Origin of the sequence: Pseudonocardia sp. DR1-2, assembly GCF_023717215.1 — a bacterium.
Classification (GTDB): Bacteria; Actinomycetota; Actinomycetes; order Mycobacteriales; family Pseudonocardiaceae; genus Pseudonocardia; species Pseudonocardia alni.
In genome coordinates this window covers 113464-134601 of sequence record NZ_JAMQOF010000008.1, presented here as the reverse complement: position 1 = coordinate 134601, position 21138 = coordinate 113464, and the positions used below count along the sequence as shown (strand labels likewise).

At 74.0% G+C, this 21138-nt stretch carries 24 protein-coding genes; 6 read left to right on the top strand and 18 right to left on the bottom strand.

Annotated features, from left to right (window positions below; genetic code table 11):
- Positions 1-9: 9 nt before the first annotated feature.
- A complete protein-coding gene (locus ND486_RS23115; RefSeq protein WP_251786581.1) occupies positions 10-681 on the top strand; it encodes a GntR family transcriptional regulator in 672 nt (223 codons plus the stop codon).
- 437 nt (positions 682-1118) lie between these two features.
- Here ND486_RS23115 and ND486_RS23110 read toward each other — a convergent pair whose 3' ends face one another.
- From ND486_RS23110 to ND486_RS23100, 3 genes are read right to left on the bottom strand one after another with little or no spacing between them, the layout of a single operon-like run.
- On the bottom strand, positions 1119-1580 hold the full coding sequence (locus ND486_RS23110; protein WP_251786580.1) for a nitroreductase/quinone reductase family protein: 462 nt from the start codon (positions 1578-1580) through the stop codon (positions 1119-1121).
- Between the two features lie 47 nt (positions 1581-1627).
- Entirely contained in the window at positions 1628-2623 is a 996-nt protein-coding gene (locus tag ND486_RS23105; RefSeq protein WP_251786579.1) for an alcohol dehydrogenase catalytic domain-containing protein, read from the bottom strand.
- The gene (locus ND486_RS23100) at positions 2620-3228 is read right to left on the bottom strand and encodes an NAD(P)-binding domain-containing protein (RefSeq protein WP_251786578.1); all 609 of its coding nucleotides are present in this window, start codon (positions 3226-3228) and stop codon (positions 2620-2622) included. The genes ND486_RS23105 and ND486_RS23100 overlap by 4 nt, the downstream gene beginning before the upstream one ends.
- A gap of 144 nt (positions 3229-3372) precedes the next feature.
- On the opposite strand from ND486_RS23100, the gene ND486_RS23095 reads away from it, so the two are divergent.
- The 3 genes from ND486_RS23095 (at position 3373) to ND486_RS23085 (ending at position 6035) form a co-directional block, all read left to right on the top strand.
- Positions 3373-3984: a TetR/AcrR family transcriptional regulator gene (locus ND486_RS23095; protein ID WP_251786577.1), complete on the top strand. Its 612-nt coding sequence runs from the start codon at positions 3373-3375 to the stop codon at positions 3982-3984.
- An 86-nt stretch (positions 3985-4070) separates the two neighbouring features.
- On the top strand, positions 4071-4847 hold the full coding sequence (locus tag ND486_RS23090) for a helix-turn-helix domain-containing protein (RefSeq protein ID WP_285899155.1): 777 nt from the start codon (positions 4071-4073) through the stop codon (positions 4845-4847).
- A 261-nt stretch (positions 4848-5108) separates the two neighbouring features.
- Positions 5109-6035, top strand: coding sequence for an NADP-dependent oxidoreductase (locus ND486_RS23085; protein ID WP_251786575.1), 927 nt, complete (start codon positions 5109-5111; stop codon positions 6033-6035).
- A 67-nt stretch (positions 6036-6102) separates the two neighbouring features.
- Here the strand turns inward: ND486_RS23085 and ND486_RS23080 are convergent, their stop codons facing one another.
- Positions 6103-6732, bottom strand: coding sequence for a TetR/AcrR family transcriptional regulator (locus ND486_RS23080; protein WP_251786574.1), 630 nt, complete (start codon positions 6730-6732; stop codon positions 6103-6105).
- A 368-nt stretch (positions 6733-7100) separates the two neighbouring features.
- Here ND486_RS23080 and ND486_RS23075 point away from each other — a divergent pair, with 368 nt between their 5' ends.
- Together ND486_RS23075 and ND486_RS23070 are read left to right on the top strand one after the other, a co-directional pair.
- A complete protein-coding gene (locus tag ND486_RS23075) occupies positions 7101-8543 on the top strand; it encodes an alpha/beta hydrolase (protein WP_251786573.1) in 1443 nt (480 codons plus the stop codon).
- Positions 8544-8584: 41 nt separating this feature from the next.
- Positions 8585-9175, top strand: coding sequence for a hypothetical protein (locus ND486_RS23070; protein ID WP_251786572.1), 591 nt, complete (start codon positions 8585-8587; stop codon positions 9173-9175).
- Between the two features lie 286 nt (positions 9176-9461).
- Here ND486_RS23070 and ND486_RS23065 read toward each other — a convergent pair whose 3' ends face one another.
- From ND486_RS23065 to ND486_RS23000, 14 genes are all read right to left on the bottom strand, one after another.
- Positions 9462-9692 carry a hypothetical protein gene (locus ND486_RS23065; RefSeq protein ID WP_251786571.1) on the bottom strand — a complete coding sequence of 77 codons (231 nt, stop codon included), beginning with the start codon at positions 9690-9692 and terminating at the stop codon, positions 9462-9464.
- Positions 9693-9794: 102 nt separating this feature from the next.
- The gene (locus ND486_RS23060) at positions 9795-11285 is read right to left on the bottom strand and encodes a class I adenylate-forming enzyme family protein (protein ID WP_251786570.1); all 1491 of its coding nucleotides are present in this window, start codon (positions 11283-11285) and stop codon (positions 9795-9797) included.
- A gap of 1 nt (position 11286) precedes the next feature.
- Positions 11287-11607 (bottom strand): EthD domain-containing protein, encoded by a 321-nt coding sequence (locus ND486_RS23055; RefSeq protein WP_073577293.1) that lies wholly within the window; start codon positions 11605-11607, stop codon positions 11287-11289.
- A 37-nt stretch (positions 11608-11644) separates the two neighbouring features.
- Positions 11645-12022, bottom strand: a complete 378-nt coding sequence (locus ND486_RS23050; protein WP_251786569.1) for a hypothetical protein — start codon at positions 12020-12022, stop codon at positions 11645-11647.
- Complete coding sequence (locus tag ND486_RS23045; RefSeq protein WP_251786568.1) at positions 12019-12384, bottom strand: nuclear transport factor 2 family protein; 366 nt, start codon at positions 12382-12384, stop codon at positions 12019-12021. Before ND486_RS23045 ends, ND486_RS23050 begins: the two co-directional genes overlap by 4 nt.
- 111 nt (positions 12385-12495) lie before the next feature.
- Positions 12496-13137 (bottom strand): TetR/AcrR family transcriptional regulator, encoded by a 642-nt coding sequence (locus ND486_RS23040; RefSeq protein WP_251786567.1) that lies wholly within the window; start codon positions 13135-13137, stop codon positions 12496-12498.
- Between the two features lie 62 nt (positions 13138-13199).
- Complete coding sequence (locus ND486_RS23035; RefSeq protein WP_251786566.1) at positions 13200-14342, bottom strand: acyl-CoA dehydrogenase family protein; 1143 nt, start codon at positions 14340-14342, stop codon at positions 13200-13202.
- Positions 14339-15649: an acyl-CoA dehydrogenase family protein gene (locus tag ND486_RS23030; protein ID WP_251786565.1), complete on the bottom strand. Its 1311-nt coding sequence runs from the start codon at positions 15647-15649 to the stop codon at positions 14339-14341. Before ND486_RS23030 ends, ND486_RS23035 begins: the two co-directional genes overlap by 4 nt.
- 12 nt (positions 15650-15661) lie before the next feature.
- On the bottom strand, positions 15662-16807 hold the full coding sequence (locus ND486_RS23025) for a thiolase family protein (protein ID WP_073577287.1): 1146 nt from the start codon (positions 16805-16807) through the stop codon (positions 15662-15664).
- Positions 16804-17217, bottom strand: a complete 414-nt coding sequence (locus tag ND486_RS23020; RefSeq protein WP_208819036.1) for an OB-fold domain-containing protein — start codon at positions 17215-17217, stop codon at positions 16804-16806. The genes ND486_RS23025 and ND486_RS23020 overlap by 4 nt, the downstream gene beginning before the upstream one ends.
- Positions 17214-18026 (bottom strand): SDR family NAD(P)-dependent oxidoreductase, encoded by an 813-nt coding sequence (locus tag ND486_RS23015; RefSeq protein ID WP_251786564.1) that lies wholly within the window; start codon positions 18024-18026, stop codon positions 17214-17216. The genes ND486_RS23020 and ND486_RS23015 overlap by 4 nt, the downstream gene beginning before the upstream one ends.
- Positions 18023-19261, bottom strand: a complete 1239-nt coding sequence (locus ND486_RS23010; protein WP_073577329.1) for an acyl-CoA dehydrogenase family protein — start codon at positions 19259-19261, stop codon at positions 18023-18025. Before ND486_RS23010 ends, ND486_RS23015 begins: the two co-directional genes overlap by 4 nt.
- Entirely contained in the window at positions 19258-20040 is a 783-nt protein-coding gene (locus ND486_RS23005; RefSeq protein WP_251786563.1) for an SDR family oxidoreductase, read from the bottom strand. The genes ND486_RS23010 and ND486_RS23005 overlap by 4 nt, the downstream gene beginning before the upstream one ends.
- Positions 20037-21056, bottom strand: coding sequence for a phosphotransferase family protein (locus ND486_RS23000; RefSeq protein ID WP_251786562.1), 1020 nt, complete (start codon positions 21054-21056; stop codon positions 20037-20039). The genes ND486_RS23005 and ND486_RS23000 overlap by 4 nt, the downstream gene beginning before the upstream one ends.
- Between the last annotated feature and the right edge of the window lie 82 nt (positions 21057-21138).

Genomic DNA, 21138 nt, shown 5'->3' with positions numbered 1-21138 from the left:
GGCGGTGGTATGAGCGGACCCGCTGCGGACCGTACTGGTCCGCCGACCAGCAAGGCAGACTACGTCTACCGGTCGTTGCTCGACGACCTGCGCAATGCCCGTATCCCCGGCGGGACTCCGCTGCGTGCCACCGAGGTCGCGGACCGCCTCGGGGTGTCGATCACTCCGGTGCGCGAGGCGCTGCGACGGTTGGAGAACGACCGTCTCATCCGGTACGAGCAGAACCACGGGGCGACGGTGATCGACCTGTCCCCGGACGCGCTGCTGGAGTACTACCAGGTCCGCGCCGTCGTCGAGGGCCTCGGTGCCCGGCTGGCCGCCGAGCGGATCACCGACGAGCAGCTGGCATCGCTGCGCGCGCTGCACCGCGAGATGGTCGAGGACGAGCGTGCGGGCCGCCACGACCGGCTCGGTGAGAACAGCCGGGTCCTGCACCTGGCGATTGCCGACATCGGGGGGCCCGCGTTCCTCGGCGAGCACGCCCGGGCCGTGCGCAACAGCTTCCCGGTGCCGGCGGACACCTCGTTCTGGCTCGACCCGGAGCACGCGCGCCACCATCTCGACGTGCACGAGCGCATCCTCGATGCGCTCGCCGCACGCGACGGTGCCGCCGCGGAACGGATGATGATCGACCACGTGCGGTTCGCCGGGGCCTACCGCGCCGGAGGCGGCCCGGGATGACCGGCGGTCGCCCGGCTCCGGGCCGACCCGCGCGCCACGTCTCCGCCCGGCGGTGTGTCGTCCGGCGCGGTCGAGGAACCGGCCACTGGCGGGAGTGCTCGTCCTCGACGTCGTAGCCGGCCCGCCCCAGGCGTGCCAGCACCTCGCGACGGTGCCCGGCATCGGGTGTCTCGACCGGTACCTCGTTCACGTCGAGTGCGGCAGCGGTGCGTCCGTGGTCGATGGCGAGCAGGTCGAGCTGCAGCTCCGCCGGTGTCGCGAGCAGTCGGGCCATCTCGCCGGGCCGGTCGGAGAGCCGTCCGCGGAGGGTCGGACACCGGCCGGCTGAGGCCATCCCTGCCGGACGACGCCGAGGAGATCCTGGTGAGGGAGCCACCATCGAGCAACTCGCGGTCGGCCCCGTGACCGCCGGCTCCGTGCCGGGCCTCCTCGACGGGTCAGCCCCTGACGGGTTCGAGCAGCACCACCGGCACCTCCCGGCCACCGGTCAGGGCGGCGCGCTCGCGCAGGTCCGCGAAGAACGGGTACAGCCCGTCGGCGTAGGCGAGCCAGTCCGCGCGTTCGGTGCCCTCGGCGACGCGCGCGGTCATCAGCGCCCGGCGGGCCCCGTCCTGCAGCTGCACCGTCGGATGGGCGGTCAGGTTGTGGAACCAGCCCGGGTGCCGGGCCTGCCCACCGGCCGACGCGCCGAGGGCGTAGACGCCGCCGCGCTCGATCCGCATCAGGGCGGTCTTGCGCAGCGTGCCCGACCGTCCCCCGCGGGTGGTCAGGACGACGACGGGGCCGCCCAGCATGGTCGCGCCCTCCCGGCCGTCGGTGCGTTCGTAGAGCTCGACCTGGTCGCGGGTGGTGGGGTCGGAGCTGGGGACGTACTCGCCGTCCAGCAGGTTCGGTGTCATGCCGGGTCGTTCCTTCCGTGGTGGGGTCCCGGGCCCTGCGGGCCGGGTCAGAGGGTGATCACGGTCTTGCCGACGCTCCGGCCGCTCTCGACGAGCGTGTGTGCGGCCCGCATGGCCTCGGGGGTCAGTCCCCGCAGCGTCGTCGTCCCGATCGGACGCAGGCGGCCCGCCACGACGTCGCCTGCCGCGCGGGCGAGGATCCGGCCCTGACGGGCGTCGTCGCCGCCGGTGAGGATCGTGCTGAACACCATCTCGCCGTGCAGCGACAGCGACCTGCCGGCGAGCGCCTCCAGGTCCCAGCGCCCCGGCGCGTCGACGAAGGAGAGGTGCCCGAACGGGCGCAGCAGCTCGACGAGCGAGGTGAGCCGGCTGCCGGTGTCCGAGGTGGACAGCACGAGGTCGACGGGGCCGACCCCGGCGTCGCGCAGCTGGGCGGCGAGGTCGCCGTGGTGGTCGACGACGAGGTCCGCCCCCATGGCGGTGGCCCACTCCCGTGACTCGGGCCGCGACGCCGTGCCGATCACGAACGCCCGCGTCCACCTCGCCAGCAGCTGCGTGGCCATCGAGCCCACACCGCCCGCGGCGCCGACGACCAGGACGGTCCCGACTCCGGCGGGCAGTGCGTCGCCGTCGCGGACGAGCGCCTCCCACGCGGTGAGCACGCCGATCGGCAGGGATGCGGCGTCGGCGAACGTGAGCCCGTCGGCGATCGGGGCGACGACCCGGTGGTCGACCGCGACGCGTTCGGCCCAGCTCCCGTCGCGGGTGATGTCGCCGGTGCCCATCACCCGGTCCCCGACCGAGAATCCGGTGGTCGCGGGCCCGGTCGCGACGACGAGGCCGGCGAACTCCCATCCGAGGACGACGCGACCGCCCGGCGGCGCACTGCGGGTCCGCCGGATCGTGGCCTCGCCGGGGTTGATGCCGATCGCCCGCACCTCGACCAGCAGGTCACCGGCCCGCAACCGCGGTTCGGCGACGTCGACCAGGTCGACGGCGAAAGCGTCGAGCGGGTGCGCCCGCTCGTAGGCGAGTGCCTTCACCGCGCCTCTCCGTCCGGGTCCTGGCGCAGGGCGTGCAGGGCCGAGAGGGGGCCGCCGACCTGCATCAGCCGTCCGCCGTCGCGCAGCGGTCCGACGTCGACCGGGGCGAACCCGATACGGTCGGCGAGCTCGTGGAACGTGGCCTTGGCCGCGGTGTCGTCGCCGGCGTGGAACAGCAGCTGCCGCCCTTCCGGGTGCCGGGGGTCGGCGGCGATGTAGCGGGCGTGGAGCGTGTTGAAGGCCTTGACCACGCGTGCGCCGGGGGCCAGCGCCGCCACGAGCTCGCTCGGCGTCGCCGCGCCGGGACCGACGTCCGCCGACTCCGGCATCCGGTTGGTCGTGTCCACGAGGATGCGTCCGTCCCAGGGCGGGAGCCCGGCCAGTGCCTCGCCGACCCGCGGCCACGGCACGGTCAGGAACACCATGTCCGCCCGCGCGGCGTCCTCGACCGGCGCCGCCCGCACCGACGACCCCAGCCGTGCCACGACATCGCGCAGCGAGTCGGGGCCGCGGCTGTTGCTCAGGGTGATGGTGTGCCCCGCCCTCACCAGATGACCGGCGACCGCCTGCGCGACCGTCCCGGCGCCGATGGTTCCGAACCGCACGAGAATCCCTCCTTTGATGATGGACGACATCAATAACTACACGGCCCGAGGTGGGTGCCGTCAAGCCGGACGGCCGTTTTTGATGGTGGACATCATCGAAAGTCGTCTAGACTCGGCCGGGTCCTGGCCTGGGAGGTGGTCGACGTGCCCCGCGTCACACGGGAGCAGAAGCAGCGCAACCGCGAGCGGATCCTGGCCGCGGCGGGCGAGGGGTTCCGGCTGCGCGGCATCGACGGCACGGGCATCGACGGACTGATGAAGTCGGCGGGCATGACCCACGGCGGCTTCTACAACCACTTCGCGTCCAAGAGCGACCTCGCCGTCGAGGTCCTGCACCAGGGCTTCATCGACTCGCTGGCGGTGCTCGACGGCCTCCGCGCGGCACACCCCGGCTCGGCGCGTGCCGCCCTGGACGGCATGATCGACCAGTACGTCGACGCCGAGCACCGGGACCACCCCGAGGCCGGATGCCCCTCGGCTGCGCTCGTCTCCGACGCCGGACGGCACGGCGCCGACGCGCAGGCCGAGTACCGCCGCGGTCTGGACGGCTACTTCGACGCCATCGCGGACATGGTGATCGAGTACGGCCGCGAGACCGGTACCGGGATCACCCCGGCCGAGGCCAGGGAGCAGGCGGTGGCACTGTTCAGCCAGATGGTCGGCGCGCTCCTGCTCTCCCGGGCGGTCGCCGACGTCGCCCCGGACCTGTCGGACGAGGTCCTCGCCGCCAACCGGAACCGGCTCAAGGGCCGGTGAGCCCACGCCGGCTCCTCCCGGATCGCGACGCGTCCCCGGCGGACGTCACGGTCGCGAGCGCGCTGAGAACACCAGGGTCGACCCCCATGGGCAGGACGCCGGAACGGCCGGAGCCCTCCGTCGACGGGTCGGAGACCTGCGGGCCGCTGGCCCACGGCGAGCGGGTGCCGGCGCACTCCCACGAGTTCGGGCAACTCCGGTACGCCGTGTCCGGGGTGCTGGTCACCTCGACCGCGGCGGGTGTCTGGATGGCGCCGACCGATCGCATCAGCTGGGTTCCGCCGTTCCACGCGCACTGGAGCCGCTCGTACGGCGAGACGCACGTCCGGTTCGTGACGGTGCCTGCGCCGCATGCCGCGCAGCTTCCGGCGCACCCGTCGGTCTTCGTCGCGAGCGCCCTGATGCGCGAGGCCTTCCTGGCCCTCGTCGACGACCAGGAGCCCGCGGACGGCGCACGGGGCCGCCTCCTGCTGCAGGTCGTGGTGGCGGAACTCGCCCGGGCGCCGGAGGAGCCTCTGCGACTGCCGGAGCCGCGCGATCCGCGACTCCGGGACGTCATCTCGCTCCTGCACGACGATCCCGCCAGCGGCGCCTCGCTCGCGGAGCTGGGCCGGACGACGGGTTCGAGCGAGCGGACGCTGAGCCGCTTGTTCCGCGCCGAGCTGTCCATGGGCTTCCAGCAGTGGCGGACGCTCCTCCGTGTCCAGCGGGCAGTGGTCGAGCTCAGCGGCGGGGCCTCGGTCACCGATACCGCCGTCGGACTGGGCTGGGCGAACCCGAGCAGCTTCATCGAGGCCTTCACCCGGCTCGTCGGCGAGACGCCCGGGCGGTACCGCGCCAGGAGGCACTCGGGCCACGGCTGAGGCGCGTGCTGCCGGTCCGGTCGACCCCGCGGGACGGTCGTCGGTGTCGGGCCGTGCCGCCCTGAGGCCCCGGTGGGTTCGGGAGGAGGGGTGGTGCCACCGCCGACGCGGGCGCCCGCACGTATGGCGGGTAAGCCGTATTCGCTGTCGGGAGGACGGTGGTACGCCACCCTCCCGCTCGTCGACGCTGGTGTCGTGGGAGGGGCGGGCATCGGCAGCAGTGCGGTTCCCGACTCCGCCCGGAGCACCGGAGGAGAACTCATGCGCATCGTCACCCAACAGGAGTTCGGCGGCCCCGCTGTCCTGTCCGTCGTCGAGGCACCCGTGCCTCGCCCCCTGCCCACCGAGGTGCTCGTGCGGGTCCGGGCGGTCGGCCTCAACCCCCTGGAAGCCCGCCTGCGCGCGGGTGAGTCACCGATGCTCGGCCGGCCGCCGTTCGTTCTCGGGTGGGACGTCAGCGGTGTCGTCGAGCAGGCGCTGACCTGGAGGTTCCGGCCGGGCGACGAGGTGTTCGGGATGTCCCTGTTCCCTCGTGCAGCCGAGGCCTATGCCGAGTACGTCGCCGTCCCGGCGCTGCACCTCGCCCGCAAGCCGGCCTCGCTCTCCCACGTCGAGGCCGCGGCATTGCCGATCGTCGGGTTGACGGCGTGGCAGGGGCTGGTCGACCTCGCGCGGGTGGCCGCGGGCGACCGGGTCCTGATCCACGCCGGTGCTGGTGGGGTCGGCCACGTCGCGATCCAGATGGCGAAGGCCGCGGGCGCGCACGTCATCACCACGGTCGGCGCGGACAAGCGCGAGTTCGTCGAAGCCCTCGGCGCGGACGAAGTGATCGACTACCGGTCCGGCGATTTCGCGGAGTCGCTCCGCGACGTCGACATCGTTCTCGACACGGTGGGCGCCGGCATCGCGGAGCGTTCCCTGCGCGTGCTCCGGCGTGGGGGGCACCTGATCACCGCGACCGCCGAGGACGACGCCGCGGTGATCGCTCACGCGGAGGCCGCCGGCGTGCGGTTCAGCGGCATCGCGGTGGACCCCGACCCGGTGGCTCTGCGGGGCCTGGTGGACCTCGCCGAGAGGGGCGCGCTCCGGGTGCACGTGGAGGAGACATTCCCCCTCGAGCGGGCGGCGGACGCCCACCGGGCCCTCGACGACGGTCATCGTCGCGGCAAGCTCGTCCTCACCGTCTGAGGCCCCACGGGGTGGTGCGCCGCCGGGCGGCGCCGCGCCACGCGTCCGGGTGGCGATCGTCGGCGGCTCAGGTCCCCGCGCGCTCCACCGGCGCCTCCCGGCGAGGTGGGTAGGCATCACGGATGCGGTGCAGGGTGTCCGTGACGACGGCGCGGACATCGGCCTCCTGCAGCGGGGCCGGGCTCAGCGCCGAACCGAGCGAGAAGCCCTCGACCAGGGTGAGCAGCAGCAGCGCCTCGCGGTGCAGTGCCTCCTCGTCGATCACACGGTCGGCCAGTGCCGCGCGCAGGAGCGACCGGATCGCCTCCGCGGCCGCGAGCGAGGTCGCGGCGACCTCGGCTGCGAACCCCGGGTCCGTGCGCGCCATCACCCGGTACTCGACGAGTGCGATGTTCTCCTTGCGTTCCTGCTCGCTGGTGGGTGCGACGAGGACGACCAGCTCGGCGACCCGGCTCGCCGGATCCCCGGAGAGCCCCGGGTTGCGGTGCTCCGCGCGCTGGAGCAGGACGCCCAACGTGAACGACATGACCTCCCGCAGGTTGTCGCCGAAGTAGTGCCGGATGCTCCCGATGGCCAGGCCGGAGCGTGCGGAGATCCGGGCGAGGGTCACCGAGCGGAGTCCGTGCGCGGCGATCTCGTCGATCACGGCGTCGGCGACCTGCGCTCGCCGGGCATCCGGGTCCACACGTCGGGGCACGGCCCCACTCTATCGCCCGAGGTGGCACGAGCATGCTACGTTTCTAGCACGTTCATGCTAGAAAATGCGTCGGTCAGGGCGTAGCACCCACCCGGCCCGCGCCGCCGTCGAGCCCACAGCGGTTCGCGTCCGGCGCATCCCGGTCACGGTCGGCAGGTCCTTCCACACCTGCGGGTCGTCGACCCGGGCGAACGTCATCGCCGCCGCACCCGGACCCGACCAGGAGAGACATGTCCTCGTACCGCCGACGCCCGCACCGATCGCGACGGACCGTGCCGCGTCTCGCCGCAGCCATCACCGTCATCCCCCTCGTCCTGTCGGCGGCCTGCACGTCGGCGACCCCTCCGGATCCCGGTGGGCAGGCGGACATGGCCGCCTACCTGACGCAGGAACCGGACTGGGGCAGCTGTACGGACACCGCGACCAACGCCGCGGACGCCGAGCTGTTCGCGAACCCCGCACTGGAGTGCGCGTCGGTCGAGGTCCCACTCGACTACGACGCTCCGGCGGGGGAGAGGGCGCAGCTCGCCCTCACCCGTCTCCCCGCCAGGGGGGAGGCCGAGGGATCGCTGCTGGTCAACCCCGGCGGCCCCGGCGGATCCGGCACCAGCTTCGTGGCGTCCTTCCTGCCCCAGTGGCAGAACGGTCCCGTCGCCGAGCGCTTCGACATCGTCGGCTTCGACCCGCGCGGGATCGGAGCGTCGACCCCGGCCCTCGACTGCTACACCGACGAGGAGTACGACGCCGGAGACGTTCCCCGGTTCGGCGCCGTCTACGACATCACCAGCGCCGAGCAGGCGGTGGACCACGCGCAGCGCTGCATCGAGGGCTCCGGAGGCGTCGAGAACCTCGTCAACGCCGGATCGGCGAACGTCGTGCGTGACATGGACATCATGCGGGAGGTCCTCGGCGACGAGCGGCTGACCTACCTCGGCTACAGCTACGGCTCCGAGATCGGCGCCATGTACCTCACCGCGCACCCCGACAAGGTCCGTGCCGTCGTGCTCGACAGCGCCGTCGGCCCCGACTGGACACCGAGCGAGCTCCGCCTCGCCCAGTTCACCGCCTCCCAGGCCCGGTTCGACGAGGTCGCCGCGCTCTGCGCCCGGTCACCCGACTGTGTCCTCGGCCCCGACCCCGCGGCGGCGAACGAGCGTCTGCACGAGATCGTCGCGCCGCTGGTCCGGACGCCGGCGCCCACCGCCGAGGGCAGGAACGTGAGCGTCTGGGACGTCTACCTCGGCATCACCGCGGGCCTGGCGGCGGAGGCCCACTGGCCCTCGCTGATCTCCGCTCTGACCGCGCTCGACGCGGGGCGGGCCGAGGAGATCCTCGCCCTGCGCGACGGCTTCTACAGCCGCACCGCCGACGGCGTCTACACCACGGACATCGATACGAACATCGCCGTGCGCTGCATGGACTGGCCCCGCCTGACACCGGAGGAACAGACCGCGCACGCGCGCGAGGTCGCGAACGTCGCGCCGATGTTCGGCATCGACCTGCTGACGGCGGGGACCCACCACAGTGAGTGCGAGAGCTGGCCGTCGCCACCGACCCGCGACGACCCGTGGCTGCCCGCCGAGGTCGAGGGCCTACCCGAGACGCTCGTCGTGGGGGTCACCGGTGATCCGGCGACACCGTACGAGGGCAGCGTCTCCATGGCGCGAACCCTCGACGCGAGCCTGCTCACCGTCGACGGCAAGCAGCACGGCGCCTACCTCCTCGGTGGCAGCACGTGCGTCGACGATGCGGTCAATGCCTACCTCCTCGACCTCGAGACCCCGCCGGCCGACGCCCGATGCAGCCTCTGACCCGCTCGGGACCCCGTGCCCGCAGACAGGAGAAGGTGACGATGGCCCTCCGACCCGTTCGACTCCACCAGGTACTGAGCCGCACCGTCCACACGATCACGCTGCCGGGCCCCGACGGCCCAGCCGTCTGGGCCGTCGAGACCCGTACCACCGAGGACCACCGCGCCCGGCTCCACCGGGACGGGCAGTGCACCAGCACGGCCGAGATGCCCGCCACCTTCACCGTCCCCGGAGGGAGGATCGAGGTCGACGCCGGGTTGTACGGCGTCACCCGGGTCCATCTCGTCACCCCCGACGGGCGGGAACGCAGACTGGCCCCGGCCCCGGGGACCCTGGAGTACCGTCGCGCAGCCCTGACCCGGGACCACCCGCGGACGAGCCGGGCGATCGCCGTCACCGCCGTGTTGATCCTGCTGGTCAATCTCGTCCTCGCCGCACCCGTATGGCTCGAGATGGTCACCTCGATCCCGGAGGTGGCGGACCGGGTCGGGACGTTCACCTCACCGGTGCTCCTACCCGGCTGGCTGCTCGGGACCCTCACGGTCGCCGGTGTCGTCGCCGCCGTGGAGCGAGCAGTCACCTGGCGGCACCACCGCGTCGTCGACGCCGAGACCCTCTGGACCTCGCTCTAGCTCGCCCCCTCCGTCCCGCAACCCCATCGGCCCCGGACCGGAGCCGCACCGATGTCCGTCCCGGTGATCGGCGCGCCCGTCCCTGCCACAGTGGCTCGCACACGTGCGCGAGGGGGCACGTGTGCGAGCCACCACTCCCCGTCGACTCGTCGACGTTCGCGACCCGCTTCCCCGAGTCCGCGGTCACGACCTACCCGCGAGGGGACCGCCGCCGTCCTCCGCCGACGGTCCGGGCCCCGACGAGAGGTGCGGACCTCTACGCGGTACCCGGGTCAGCGGTGGCCGGTCATCGCCGGTCCTGGACCTGGGAGGGGTCCAGCGGTGCGTTGTCGCAGTAGCGCATGCCGTGGTGCTGGTCGGCGTGCGGCCCCTCCGGTCCCCATCCCCAGCAGTAGTCGTTGCCGGCCAGGACGGACGCCGACTCCCCGGCGGCGGGGGTCACGACCGTGACCCCCGCCGCCAGGACCCCGGCGCCGATCCCGACGGCGAGTGCGACGGCCGCCGACACCCTGCCCACCGTCGACCTGACGCTCGTGCGTGATTCTGCTCGATCCATGCCGGCAATGGTCCGGACGTCGCTCGGGAGGGGTCCCGAACGTGAGGCGGGGGCAGGCGCCCGTCAGCTCGCGGCCGGGGTCGCGAGCCGACGGGCCAGACGGGTCGCCTCCGGACGCGACAGCTTTCCCACCCGGTTCTGGGGCAGGGCGTCCACGACGAGCACGTGTTCGGGCCACTTGCCCTTCGCCAGACCCTCGGCGTCCAGATGTGCCCGGACGGCGTCGAGGTCGATGTCGGGCCGTGACGTCACGAGCAGGGCGGCCACACGTTCCCCGAGGACGTCGTCCGGGACGGGTACCACGCACACCTGCTCGACCGACGGGTGCCGGGCGAGGGCGCTCTCCACCTCGTGGATGTCGATGTTGCGCCCGCCGCGGATGATGATGTCCTTCTCCCGGCCGCGCACCGACACCCGGCCGTCGGCGTCGACGGACATCAGGTCGCCGGTCGTGAGGTAGCCGTCCGCGGTCAGGTCGGGCGGTGCGAGCGCGCCCGCCCCGGCGTAGCCGGCGAACAGCGACGGGCCTCGGACCTGGGCCCGCCCGACCGTGCCCGCCGGGACCCCGGCCCCGTCGGCGTCGACGACGCGCAGGTGGGTCCCCGGGAACGGCACACCGTCGGTCCCGAGCCGCACCTCCTCGGGGTCCGACGGCGAGGACGTCGTGTGGCCCAGACACTCGGACATGCCGAACACCCGCAGGAACCGGGTGCCCAGCCGCTGCTCCGCACGGGCGAGCGCACCGCGGTCCATCGGTCCGCCGCCGACGGTCATCGCCGTCATCGCCGACAACATCCCGGCCTCGGGAGCCTGCATCCCCATCTGCAACGCCATCGTGGGCACGCACATCGTCCACCGGGCCCCGTGCGTGGCCAGGAGCTCCACGGCCTCCGGCGGGCTCCAGCGCTCGGCGAGCAGGATCGGTCCGCCGAGCATGAGCGGCAGGTAGAGCCCGAAGCAGACGGCTGCGGCGGAGGACAGGGGGACCAGGGCGCCGACCGGATCGCCCGCCCGCAGGCCGACCGCCTCGACGGTGGCACGCCCGGCGTAGCGCAACGCCGCCTCGGTCTGGACCACCCCCTTCGCGCGGCCGGTCGACCCCGAGGTCAGGCCGATCACCACGCCGTCGCCCCACCGGCCGGGCCGGGTCTCCGCCCGCCCGGTCAGGGTCCATCCGTCCAGCACCGTGGCCCGTGCCGGACCCACCGAGCCGGTGTCCCAGGTCGAGGCACTCCGTGGTGAGGTGATCGCGACGTCCGGGTCCAGGTCCTCCTGCGCCGCGGCGAACTCCGGCGCGGTCGCGTGGCCGCTCAGCAGGGCGAGCGTGCCGTCCACCCGTCCGACGGCGAGGGCGCAGACCACGGTCCGCCAGGTGTTCTCGGCCTGGAGCAGGACGGTCGGGCGTGGGTCGGTGCAGCCCGCGAGCACCTCGGCGAGCTCTCCGGCCGCGGCGAGGGTGGTCGCGAGGTCGTGCGGGCCGGCGCCGTCGATCGCGACGACCTGGCCGGGGTCGGCCCCGGCCCGGCGGTCCAGTTCGGTGACCAGCGCGCGCATCTCAGCCCTGCACCATCTCGCGCTCGTCGCCGAGCAGGGCGATCCGCCTGCCCCGCATGGACCCGACGTGTGCCACGGCGGCCTTCCACTCGTCGCTGGCCAGGGCCGCCCGGGCCGACTCCTCGTCGTCGAAGCTCAGGACCGACAACCCGTCCCACCCCTCGGAGCGTTCCTCCAGTGCGCTGCTGACGGCCGTGTGGCGCCACGCGCGCAGGCCGGGCAGCGGGTAGGTCATCTCCGCGTGCTCGCCGCGCCACCAGGTGATGAACTCGTCGTGGGTCCACTCCGGTGGACGGGCGGCGAGCAGGACGAGATTGAACATGACGCCTCCTTGCGCAATGGCCGGCGGTACCGCCGGCTCAGATCGACTCGATGTCCAGCTGCGGCGAGCGACCGATCATCAGGGCCACGACCCGGTCGTCGGCGTCGAGCCGGGCCGAGGCGACGAAGGTCGACTCGAAGTCGCCGGCGCGCCGGGCCTGGCCGAGGACCAGCTCGTCCCGGCCGACGACGGCCTCGGACAGGACGTGGTGGGTCAGCACGCCCTTCTCGCGCTGGGCGAGATAGCCCTCCAGCTCGGCACGCCCACCGTGGAAGTCGGTGGCGGCCCCGCCGCCGGTGCCGAACACGATCGAGAACCGGAACCCCGGTGCGATCAGGTCGAGGATCCGCTCCGGGGTGTCGGAGTCGATGGTGCCGAACCAGCGGGACAGCACGGTCGGCGTCGCCGCGCTCACGCCGCCGCCTCCGGCTGCGGGTACAGGGAGAAGCTCGGGTGGAAGAAGACCTGGTAACGGGCGATCAACCCGCCCGGCGAGACGAGCGCGACCCCGGAGAACGCCCCGGTCCGACGACCGTCCTGTTCGGTCACGACGCCGTACACCATCTCGAGGTCGCCGTCGACCGAGCTCCGGAGCACCCCGTGACGCCGTCCGACGGGGGGACGCCCGGAGATGTAGGCGGCGAGGTCGGCACGCCCGGACCCCGTCACCTCCCCGCCCGGGAGCGCGATCAGGAACTCGATGTCCGGCTCGACCAGGTCGAGCCCGCGCAGCGGCTCGGCCCCGTCCAGCCGGGAGTAGTAGTCGACGATGACCATGCGACCGTCCTCTCCGACGGGGGCGTGTGAAGAGAATGACTTGAATTCAATTCAGTACGAACATACGACCCGGCCCGGGTCGGGACAAGAGGGCTCGGCCCGCGGACGGACTCAGGACCCGGAGGGTCCCTCGTCGACCATGCGGACGCAGCAGCCGCCGATGAACCCGGCGATCGCCGGCAGCTCCAGCGAGCCGTCCGGGCGGTACCACCGCCAGACGCTCACGACCAGGCCGAGCAGGCTGCGCGCCATCATCAGCGGGTCGTGCCGGGCGAACTCGCCCCGGTCGATGCCGTGCTGCACGAGGTCGGCCCAGTTGCGCTCGATGCGCGCCACGAGCTTGCGGCACGCCTGGCGCTCGGCCTCCTCCCGCTCCGAGGAGCGGCGACCGGCCAGCAGCGCGATGTTCGCCTGCAGGATCCGGTTCTGCTGCACCTCCTGCGGTGACACCTCGAAGGCCGCCCGCACCGCCGCACGCAACCCGTCGTGCGCCGTCGACGACTCGGCGACCGCGGCCCGGAACGCCTCGTCGGAGTTGCGCAGCCCCAGTCGCATGATCGTCAGCAGGCAGTGCGTCTTGGACTCGAAGTAGTGGTAGAGCGCCGGCTGGCCGATGCCCACCCGGGTGGCGACCTCGGACCACCGGGTGGCCTCGAAGCCGACCTCCCCGAAGCACTCGACGGCGGCGGCGAGGATGGCCGGCCGCTTCGAGCGGGGACCGTCGTCGGGCTCGGTGAGCGCGGCGATGCTCATCGTCGGGCCCCTTTCGCGTGGCGGTCGCGCCAGCGTAGCCGTTCGCCCGAACCGGCTTCGGGTCACGTCCGCGTGGCACCGAGCACCTCGTCGAGCAGGGCCGCGGCGCCGGCGGGCTCGCCGTCCGGCAGCACCCGGCTGGTCGCGGCACGCCGGACGTGCAGGTGGGCCGGATGCTCCCAGCTGAACCCGATGCCACCGTGCACCTGGACGTTCTCGGCCGCCACCCACGTGTACGCCCGGCCGCAGACCAGCGCGGCGGTGCGGGCGGCGATCGGGAGGGCGGCCGCGTCGTCCGCCGCGCAGGCCGCCGCCCAGAGCGACGCCGACCGGGCCGCCTCGAGCTGGACCAGCATGTCCGAGCACCGGTGCTTCACCGCCTGGAAGGTCCCGATCGGCCGGCCGAACTGCACACGGTCGCACGCGTGCCGCACGGCCATGTCCAGGGCCGCACCGGTCCCGCCGGTCTGCTCGCAGGCCAGCGCGGCGAGGGTGCGGTGACGGGCCCTGGACAGGACCGCGGCGGCGGTGTCGGGGCCCGCGACGAGCCGGGCCGGGCTCTCGTCCAGACCGACCTCGGCGAGCGGCCGGGTCGGATCGAGCGCGCGGACCCCGGCGGCCGTCGTCCCGGGGGACCCGGCGTCGACCGCGAGCACGACCGGCCCGTCCGGCGAGGACGCGGCGACCAGCAGGACGTCGGCCTCGGCCCCGTCGACGACCAGGTCCTTGCGACCGGTCACCCGCCAGCCGTCCGGGGTCCGGACGGCCCGCGCCGGGGCGTCGGCCGACGCGTCGTGCACCGCGACGGCCGCCGTCGTCCCGCCCGACACCAGCCGCCCGATCAGCTCGTCCTCGCCGGTCCCGGCCAGCACACCCAGCGCCGTCACCGACGTCGACAACCAGGGGAGGCGGGCCAGCGAGCGGCCCATCTCCTCGGCGACGACGGCGACCTCGCGGAACCCCGCGCCGGCACCGCCGAGGCGCTCCGGGACGTCGAGGCCCGCGGCGCCGAGCTCCCCGGCGAACCGCCGCCAGACCGTCCGCCGCTCCTCGGGGCCGGCCGGGCGGCCGTGCAGGACCCCGTCGGCGTCGCCGTGGCGGGCGAGGAAGTCGCGGACGACCTCCCGCAGCGCCTCGGCGTCGCCGTCGGGGGTCAGGGTCGGGACCGGAGCCCGGGCCGGGGCCGGGGTCGGCGCCGCGGTCATCGGACGGGCTCGGCGTCGTCGGCGACCTCGGCGAGCACGTCGGCGAAGCGCTCGCGGGCCCGGGCCCGCAGCGTCGGCCGGATGTAGGGCGGGAAGAGGCCGTCGTCGGGCTCGGTCCCCCGCAGCAGCGCCTGCGCGAGGTTGATCTTGTGGACCTCGGTGGCGCCGTCGGCCAGTCCCATGTGGAACGACTCCATGACCCACTTGCCGAACGGGAGCTCCTGGGAGATCCCCAGCGACCCGTGGATCTGGATGGCCCGCCCGGCGATGTCGGCGAGGACCTTCGGCATCGCGGCCTTGACCGCCGAGATGTCGGCCCGGACCCGCTTGTAGTCGTCGTAGCGGTCGATCCGCCACGCGGTGCGCAGCACGAGCAGCCGGAACTGCTCGAGCTGGATCCACGAGTCGGCGATCATCTCCTGGACCAGCTGCTTGTCCGCCAGGCGCGTGCCCTTGCTGCTGCGCGACACCGCACGGCGCTTCATCATCTCGAAGGCCGACTGCACCAGACCGACGGTGCGCATCGCGTGGTGGATGCGGCCGCCGCCGAGCCGGGTCTGGGCGACGGCGAACCCCTCGCCCCGCCCGCCCAGCAGGTTCTCGGCCGGTACCCGCACGTCGGTGTAGCGCAGGTACTGGTGGGTGCCGACCGGCTCGTCGTGGCCCCACACCGACACGTCGCGCACCCGTTCCAGGCCCGGCGCGTCGGCCGGGACCACGAACATCGACATCGACCGGTGCGGCGGAGCGTCCGGCTCGGTCACCGCCATCACGATGAGGAACTCGGCGAACAGGGCGTGGCTGGAGAACCACTTCTCGCCGTTGATCACCCACTCGTCGCCGTCGAGCCGGGCGGTGGTCCGGAACCCGGTCGGGTCGGACCCGCCGTGCGGCTCGGTCATCGAGAAGCAGGACACGATGTCGCCCTCGACCAGCGGGTCGAGGTAGGTCCGCTTCAGGTGGTCGGTGCCGTAGTGCGCGAGGATCTCGGCGTTGCCCGAGTCCGGGGCCTGGCAGCCGAACACGACGGGCCCGGAGTGGGTCCGGCCCAGCTTCTCGTTCAGCAGGGCGAGACGCAGCTGCCCGTAGCCCTCGCCGCCGAGCTCCGGACCGAGGTGGCAGGCCCACAGCTTGCGCTCCCGGACCTGCTGCTGCAGCGGTCTGATCAGCGCGTTGCGGACCGGGTCACGCGGGTTCCACGCGTGCTCGACCACCTGGTCGACGGGCTCGACCTGCTCCCGCACGAACGTCTCGACCCAGTCGAGCTCGGCCTGCCATGCCTCGTCGGACTCGAAACCCCACGACATACCTGGTCCTCCTCAGCGTGTGAGCACCGTGCAGGCGGAGATGCCCGGTGCCCCGTAGACGTGTGTGAACCCGACCCGCGGCCCGCCCGGGACCTGTCGGGGGCCGGCCTCGCCGCGCAGCTGCAGCACGTTCTCGTGCACCTGCCGCAGGCCCGACGCCCCGATCGGCTCCCCGTTGGCCAGGCAGCCGCCGTCGGTGTTGACCGGTAGCCGGCCGTCGACCGCGGTCGCCCCGGACCGGATGAGCTCGTCCTGCTCGCCGTCGGCGCACAGCCCGGTCTCGGCCATGTGCATCAGCTCGGCCCCGGACTCGGTGTCCTGCACCTGCGCGAGGTCCACCTCGGACGGGGCGATGCCGGCCTGCTCGAACACGGCACGGGCGGCCTCGACGGTGGGGGAGTCGGCGCGGTCGGTCGCCAGCCACGGGGAGAAGACCTCGAACGAGCCGTAGCGCCGGCTGCGGAACGCCGCGCCGCGCAGGAACACCGGGCGGTCGGTGTGCTCGCGGGCCCGGTCGGCCCGGCACAGCACCAGCGCGACCGCACCCTCGCCCGGCGAGCAGTACATGTACTGGGTGAGCGGGTCGGAGATCATCGTCGAGGCGGCGATCTCGGCCGCGTCGAGCTCCTTCCGGCGCCAGGCCATCGGGTTGGCGGCCCCGTTGCGGAACGCCTTCTCCGCGACCAGGGCGAGCAGGTCCGGCTCCATGTCGTGCTCGTGCAGGTAGCGCTGGATCTTCATCCCGAAGAACTGGGTGGTCACCATGAGCCCGGTCTCGCCGTACCAGGAGCCGATGCCGTGGTCGGCCGGGTCGGTGTCGAACGCGCCCCGGGGATGCTTGTCGAAGCCGATGACGATGCCGAGGTCGTGCGCCCCGGAGGCGATCGCGGCCTGGGCGGCGATCAGCGCGGAGCCACCGGTCGCGCAGCCGTTGTGGACGTTGATGAACGGCAGGCCGGTGAGCCCGAGCTCGGACACGAGCGTGTCGGCGTCGCCGGCCGAGTGCGAGCCCCCGAAGCCGAAACCCATGTCGGAGAACCGGAGGCCGGCGTCGGCGAGCGCCGCGCGCGCGGCGTGCACGGCCTGCGCCCGCCCCGGAACGCCCTCGGTGCGGCCGAACCGGTGCATCCCGGCCCCGATGATCGCGACTCCGGTCATGAGAGGTCTCCCGCGGGGGCGAAGGCGAAGGTGTGCGTCGGTCCGTCGTCGGCCTGCCGGAACGGGACGATCGCGAGCTCCATCGGCATGCCGATCCGCAGCCGGGCCGGGTCGGACTCGGTGAGACGGGCCTCGACCAGCAGCTGCCCGTCGAGCTCGACGTAGCCGACGCCGTAGGGCTCGTGGCCCGCGGTCCCGGTGTAGGGCGGCTTGGGCCGGAACCCCTGCACGGTCCAGGTCCACAGGGTCCCCGTGCGGTGCAGCGGCACGTCGGCCATCCGGTCGCCGGAGCAGCGCGGGCAGCCGGTCTGGCGGGGGAAGGTGTGGGCCCCGCAGTCGGTGCACCGGCTGCCCAGCAGTGCCGGGCCGTCGGGGGTGTCGGTCAGCAGCCCGTCGTCCACGAACGTCACGGCGCGGCCAGCCGTCCGCCGTCGACGGCCAGCAGGCTGCCCGTCGTGTAGCTCGCCGTGGGCCCGCACAGGTAGAGGGCGGCGCCCACGATCTCGGACGGTTCGCCGACCCGCCGCGACGGCCAGCTCCGGGCCATCTCGTCGACGGCCGCCATGTCCCAGGAGGCGCTGATGTCGGTGCGGAACGGCCCGGCCACGATGGTGTTGACCCGGACCGTCGGGCCGTACTCCTGGGCGAACCCCGCGGTGAGCGTGTTGAGCGCCGACTTGGCCGCGGCGTAGGGGAGGTCGCCGGCGGTGGGGCGGCCCGAGGCCATGGAGGAGATGTTCAGCATCGCGCCGCCGCCCCGTGCGGCCATCCGCCTGCCGGCGACGGCCATCATCCGGAACGGGCCCTTGAGGTTGACCGAGACGATCTTGTCGAACAGCTCCTCGGTGACGCCGTGCAGGCTCGGGTACACCGGCGCGATCCCGGCGTTGTTGACCAGGACGTCGACCGGCCCGAGGCCGTCCTCGACCTCGTCGAGCAGACCGTCCAGCCGGTCCCACTCGCCGACGTGCGCGCCGTGCCCGGTCACCCGCCGCCCGGTGGCCTCGGCCAGCTCGGCGGCCAGCCCGGTGCAGGCGTCCTTCTTCCGGGAGACGATCGCGACGTCCGCACCCGCGGCGGCGAACGCGATCGCGATCTCCCGGCCCAGGCCGCGTGAGCCGCCGGTGACCAGCGCCCTCCGCCCGGTCAGCGGGGCGCCTGCGGCGCGGGCCCGTGCGACGGCCTCGGTGACGGTGCTGCCCGTCGCGGTGGTGCTCATCGGGGGACGTCCTTCCATGCCACACCGCGGTCGGCGCGGGGTTCCGGCGGGAGGCCGAGCAGCCGCTCGGCGATGATCGTGCGTTGCACCTCGTCGGAGCCCCCGGCGATCCGGTAGCCCGGTGCGCCGAGCACGTGCTCGACCCAGCGGTGGGTGCCGTCCCCGGCGTCGGCGACCAGCCTCGGACCGAGGACCTGCGCGGCGGCGTCGGACACGAGCGCCAGCCGCTGGGCCCAGACGAGCTTGCGCAGCGAGCCGACGGCTCCGACGTCGGTGCCGGCCAGCCTGGCCTCGCGGTCGCGCTGGGCGGAGAGCTCGGCGATCCGCTCGGCGACCCAGACCTCGCCGAGGATCCGGCGGACGTCGGGATCGTCGGTCCGGCCCAGCGCCCGCGCGTCGCCGAGCAGGTCGGCGAACCCGCCGCCGAGGTCGGCGTTCGCGCCCGAGTGGCCGCGTTCGAAACCCAGGGTGGCCAGGGTGACGCCCCACCCGCCGCCGACCTCGCCGAGGCGCAGCGTGTCGGGGATGCGGACGTCATCGAGGAACACCTCGCAGAACGACGTCCCGCCCGACATCTGGCGCAGCGGCCGGACCTCGACGCCGGGGGTGTCCATCGGGAGCAGGAACGCGGTGAGGCCGCGGTGCTTGACGGCGTCGGGGTCGGTGCGGCAGATCAGCTCGCCCCAGCCGGCGAACTGCGCCCCCGAGCTCCAGACCTTCTGCCCGTTGACGACCCAGCCGTCGCCCTCGCGGACGGCCCGGGTGCCGAGCCCGGCGAGGTCGGAGCCCGCCGAGGGCTCGGAGAACAGCTGGCAGGCCAGCTCGTCGCCGCGCAGCAGCGGGGTGACCAGCAGCTCGCGCTGGGCCGGCGTGCCGAACAGGCGCACGGTCGGGGCGACGAGTGCGGTGCTGACCGAGGTGAGCTCGTGCTGGCCCGGGGTCTCGAACTCGCGCTCGACCTCGGCGAACACCTCCTCGTGCAGGTCGCTGAGCCCGGCGCCGCCGTCCTCGACGGCCCAGGTCAGAGCGCCGTACCCGGCGTCGTACCGGGTCCGCGTCCAGTCCTGGACGCGTGCGATCAGGGCCCGTTCCTGCTCGTGCGGCAGATCGTGGAACACGGCCACCGAGCGGTCGTGGCGCTCGCGGCGCGGGGGCAGGTGCCCGGCGACCCAGGCGCGGGCGGTACGGCGGAACTCCTCGAGCTCGGCGCGGCTCGGCGGGGCGGTCGGCGTCATCGGGCGGTCCACCCCCCGTCGACGGTCAGGACCTGACCGGTCAGGTAGGAGCTCGCCGGCGTCGCCAGGAACAGCAGGGCGGTGTCGAGCTCGTGCAGACGTCCGGGACGTCGCAGCATCGTGTTCCTCCCGATCCAGCGGACGGACCGCTCGTCGGCGAACAGGTCGGTGTTCATCTCGGTCGCGAACCAGCCCGGGGCCAGCGCGTTGACCCGGACCCGGTCGCCGCCCCAGTGGCCGGCCAGCTCGCGGGTGAGCCCGAGGAGCCCGGCCTTGGAGGCGGCGTAGCTCGCACCGCCGAGCGGCGCGGCCGACACGAGCCCGAGCACCGAGCCGATGTTCACGATGGACAGGCCGTCCGGCCCCGGGTGCCGGGCGGCGAGCTGGGACAGGTGGAAGGGGGCGACGAGGTTGGTGTCCAGCACCCCGGCGAAACCGGCGGCGGTCTCCTCGGCCGGCGGGCCGGAGCCCTCGACGCCGGCGTTGTTGACCAGGACGTCGACCGTCCCCGAGCCGAGCGCCCGCGCCGCCTCGATCAGGTTCTCCCGGTCGGCCCCGTCGGCGACGTCGGCGACCACCGGGTGCAGGCGGTCGTCGCCGTCGGCGACCTCGGCCAGGCGCCCGGCCCGCCGCGCGGCGACGACGACGGTCGCGCCCGCCGCGGAGAGCACGCGCGCGAACCGTGCGCCCAGCCCGGAGGACGCACCGGTGACGACGGCGGTCCGGCCGGTCAGGTCGAACAGCTCCGCCGGGGCGGGGGCCCGGCCTTCGGCGGTCACGACGGGCTCCGGTCGAGCAGGGCGGCGGCCGAGCCGATGAGCGCGCGGATCGTGGGCGGCAGCTGCTCCTGGACCGGGTCGTGGTGGCGGCCCTCGCGGTGCCGGCGCAGGTTGTGCCCCATGATCGCGGCCATCTTCAGCCGCCCGAGCGCGCGGAACCAGGTCGTGCCGGCGGCGGTGCCGCCGTCGTCGCCGCGGGCGGCCCGGTAGGCGTCGTCGAGCTCGTCCTCGTCCGGGAGGCCCGAGACGACACCGCCGACGCCCGGGAACAGCGCGCCGTCGGTGAACACCCCGAACCAGCCGAGGTCGACGCGCGGGTCGCCCAGCCCCCAGATCTCCCAGTCCACCAGCGCGGTGGGCGTGGTGCCGGTGCACAGCAGGTTGCCGAGCCGGAAGTCGCCGTGCACGAGCACCGGGGGAGCGGGCTCGGGCACGGTCGCGGCGAGCCGGTCGAGGAGCTCCGCCGCTCCCGGGCGGATCCCGGCCGGGACCGCGTGCATCGTCCGCGTCCAGCGGGCGAGCTCGTCGGCCGGCCCGGCGACCTCGGGCCGGACGCCGCCGGCCCGGACGACCCCCGCGACGAGCCCGTCGACCGGGACGGCGTGCAGCGCCCCGAGGACACGCGCGGCCGCGAGCATCCGCAGCCGGCCGAGCACGTGATCGGTGTCGGACGGCTCGAGGACGGGCTCGGACGCCGTACCCTGCGCGAACTCCATCGCGAACCAGGCCGGTGCCTCGTCGCCGTGGGCGACGACGGCCGGCACCGGTACCCCGCTGCCGGCCAGCGCCGAGAGCACGTGGGACTGGCGCAGGACGTCGTGGCGCCCGACCGGTTCGCGGCCGGGCGGCACCGCCTTGACCACCAGCGGCATCCCGCCGGCGTCGATGCGGTAGGTCAGGCCCGAGCGGCCGCCCTCGAGCGCCGTCAGGGGGCCTGCGGCGCCCGCGCCGAGCTCGGCGCGCACCCGGGCGGCGAGCTGCGGATCGGCGTCCGCCGGGGTGTGGGTCCGGGGCATCGCTGTCCTCCTCCTCGAGGTCGGTCCACCGGGACACGGGCGCCGACGACCAGCGCGGTGCGCCGGACCGCCGACACCACTC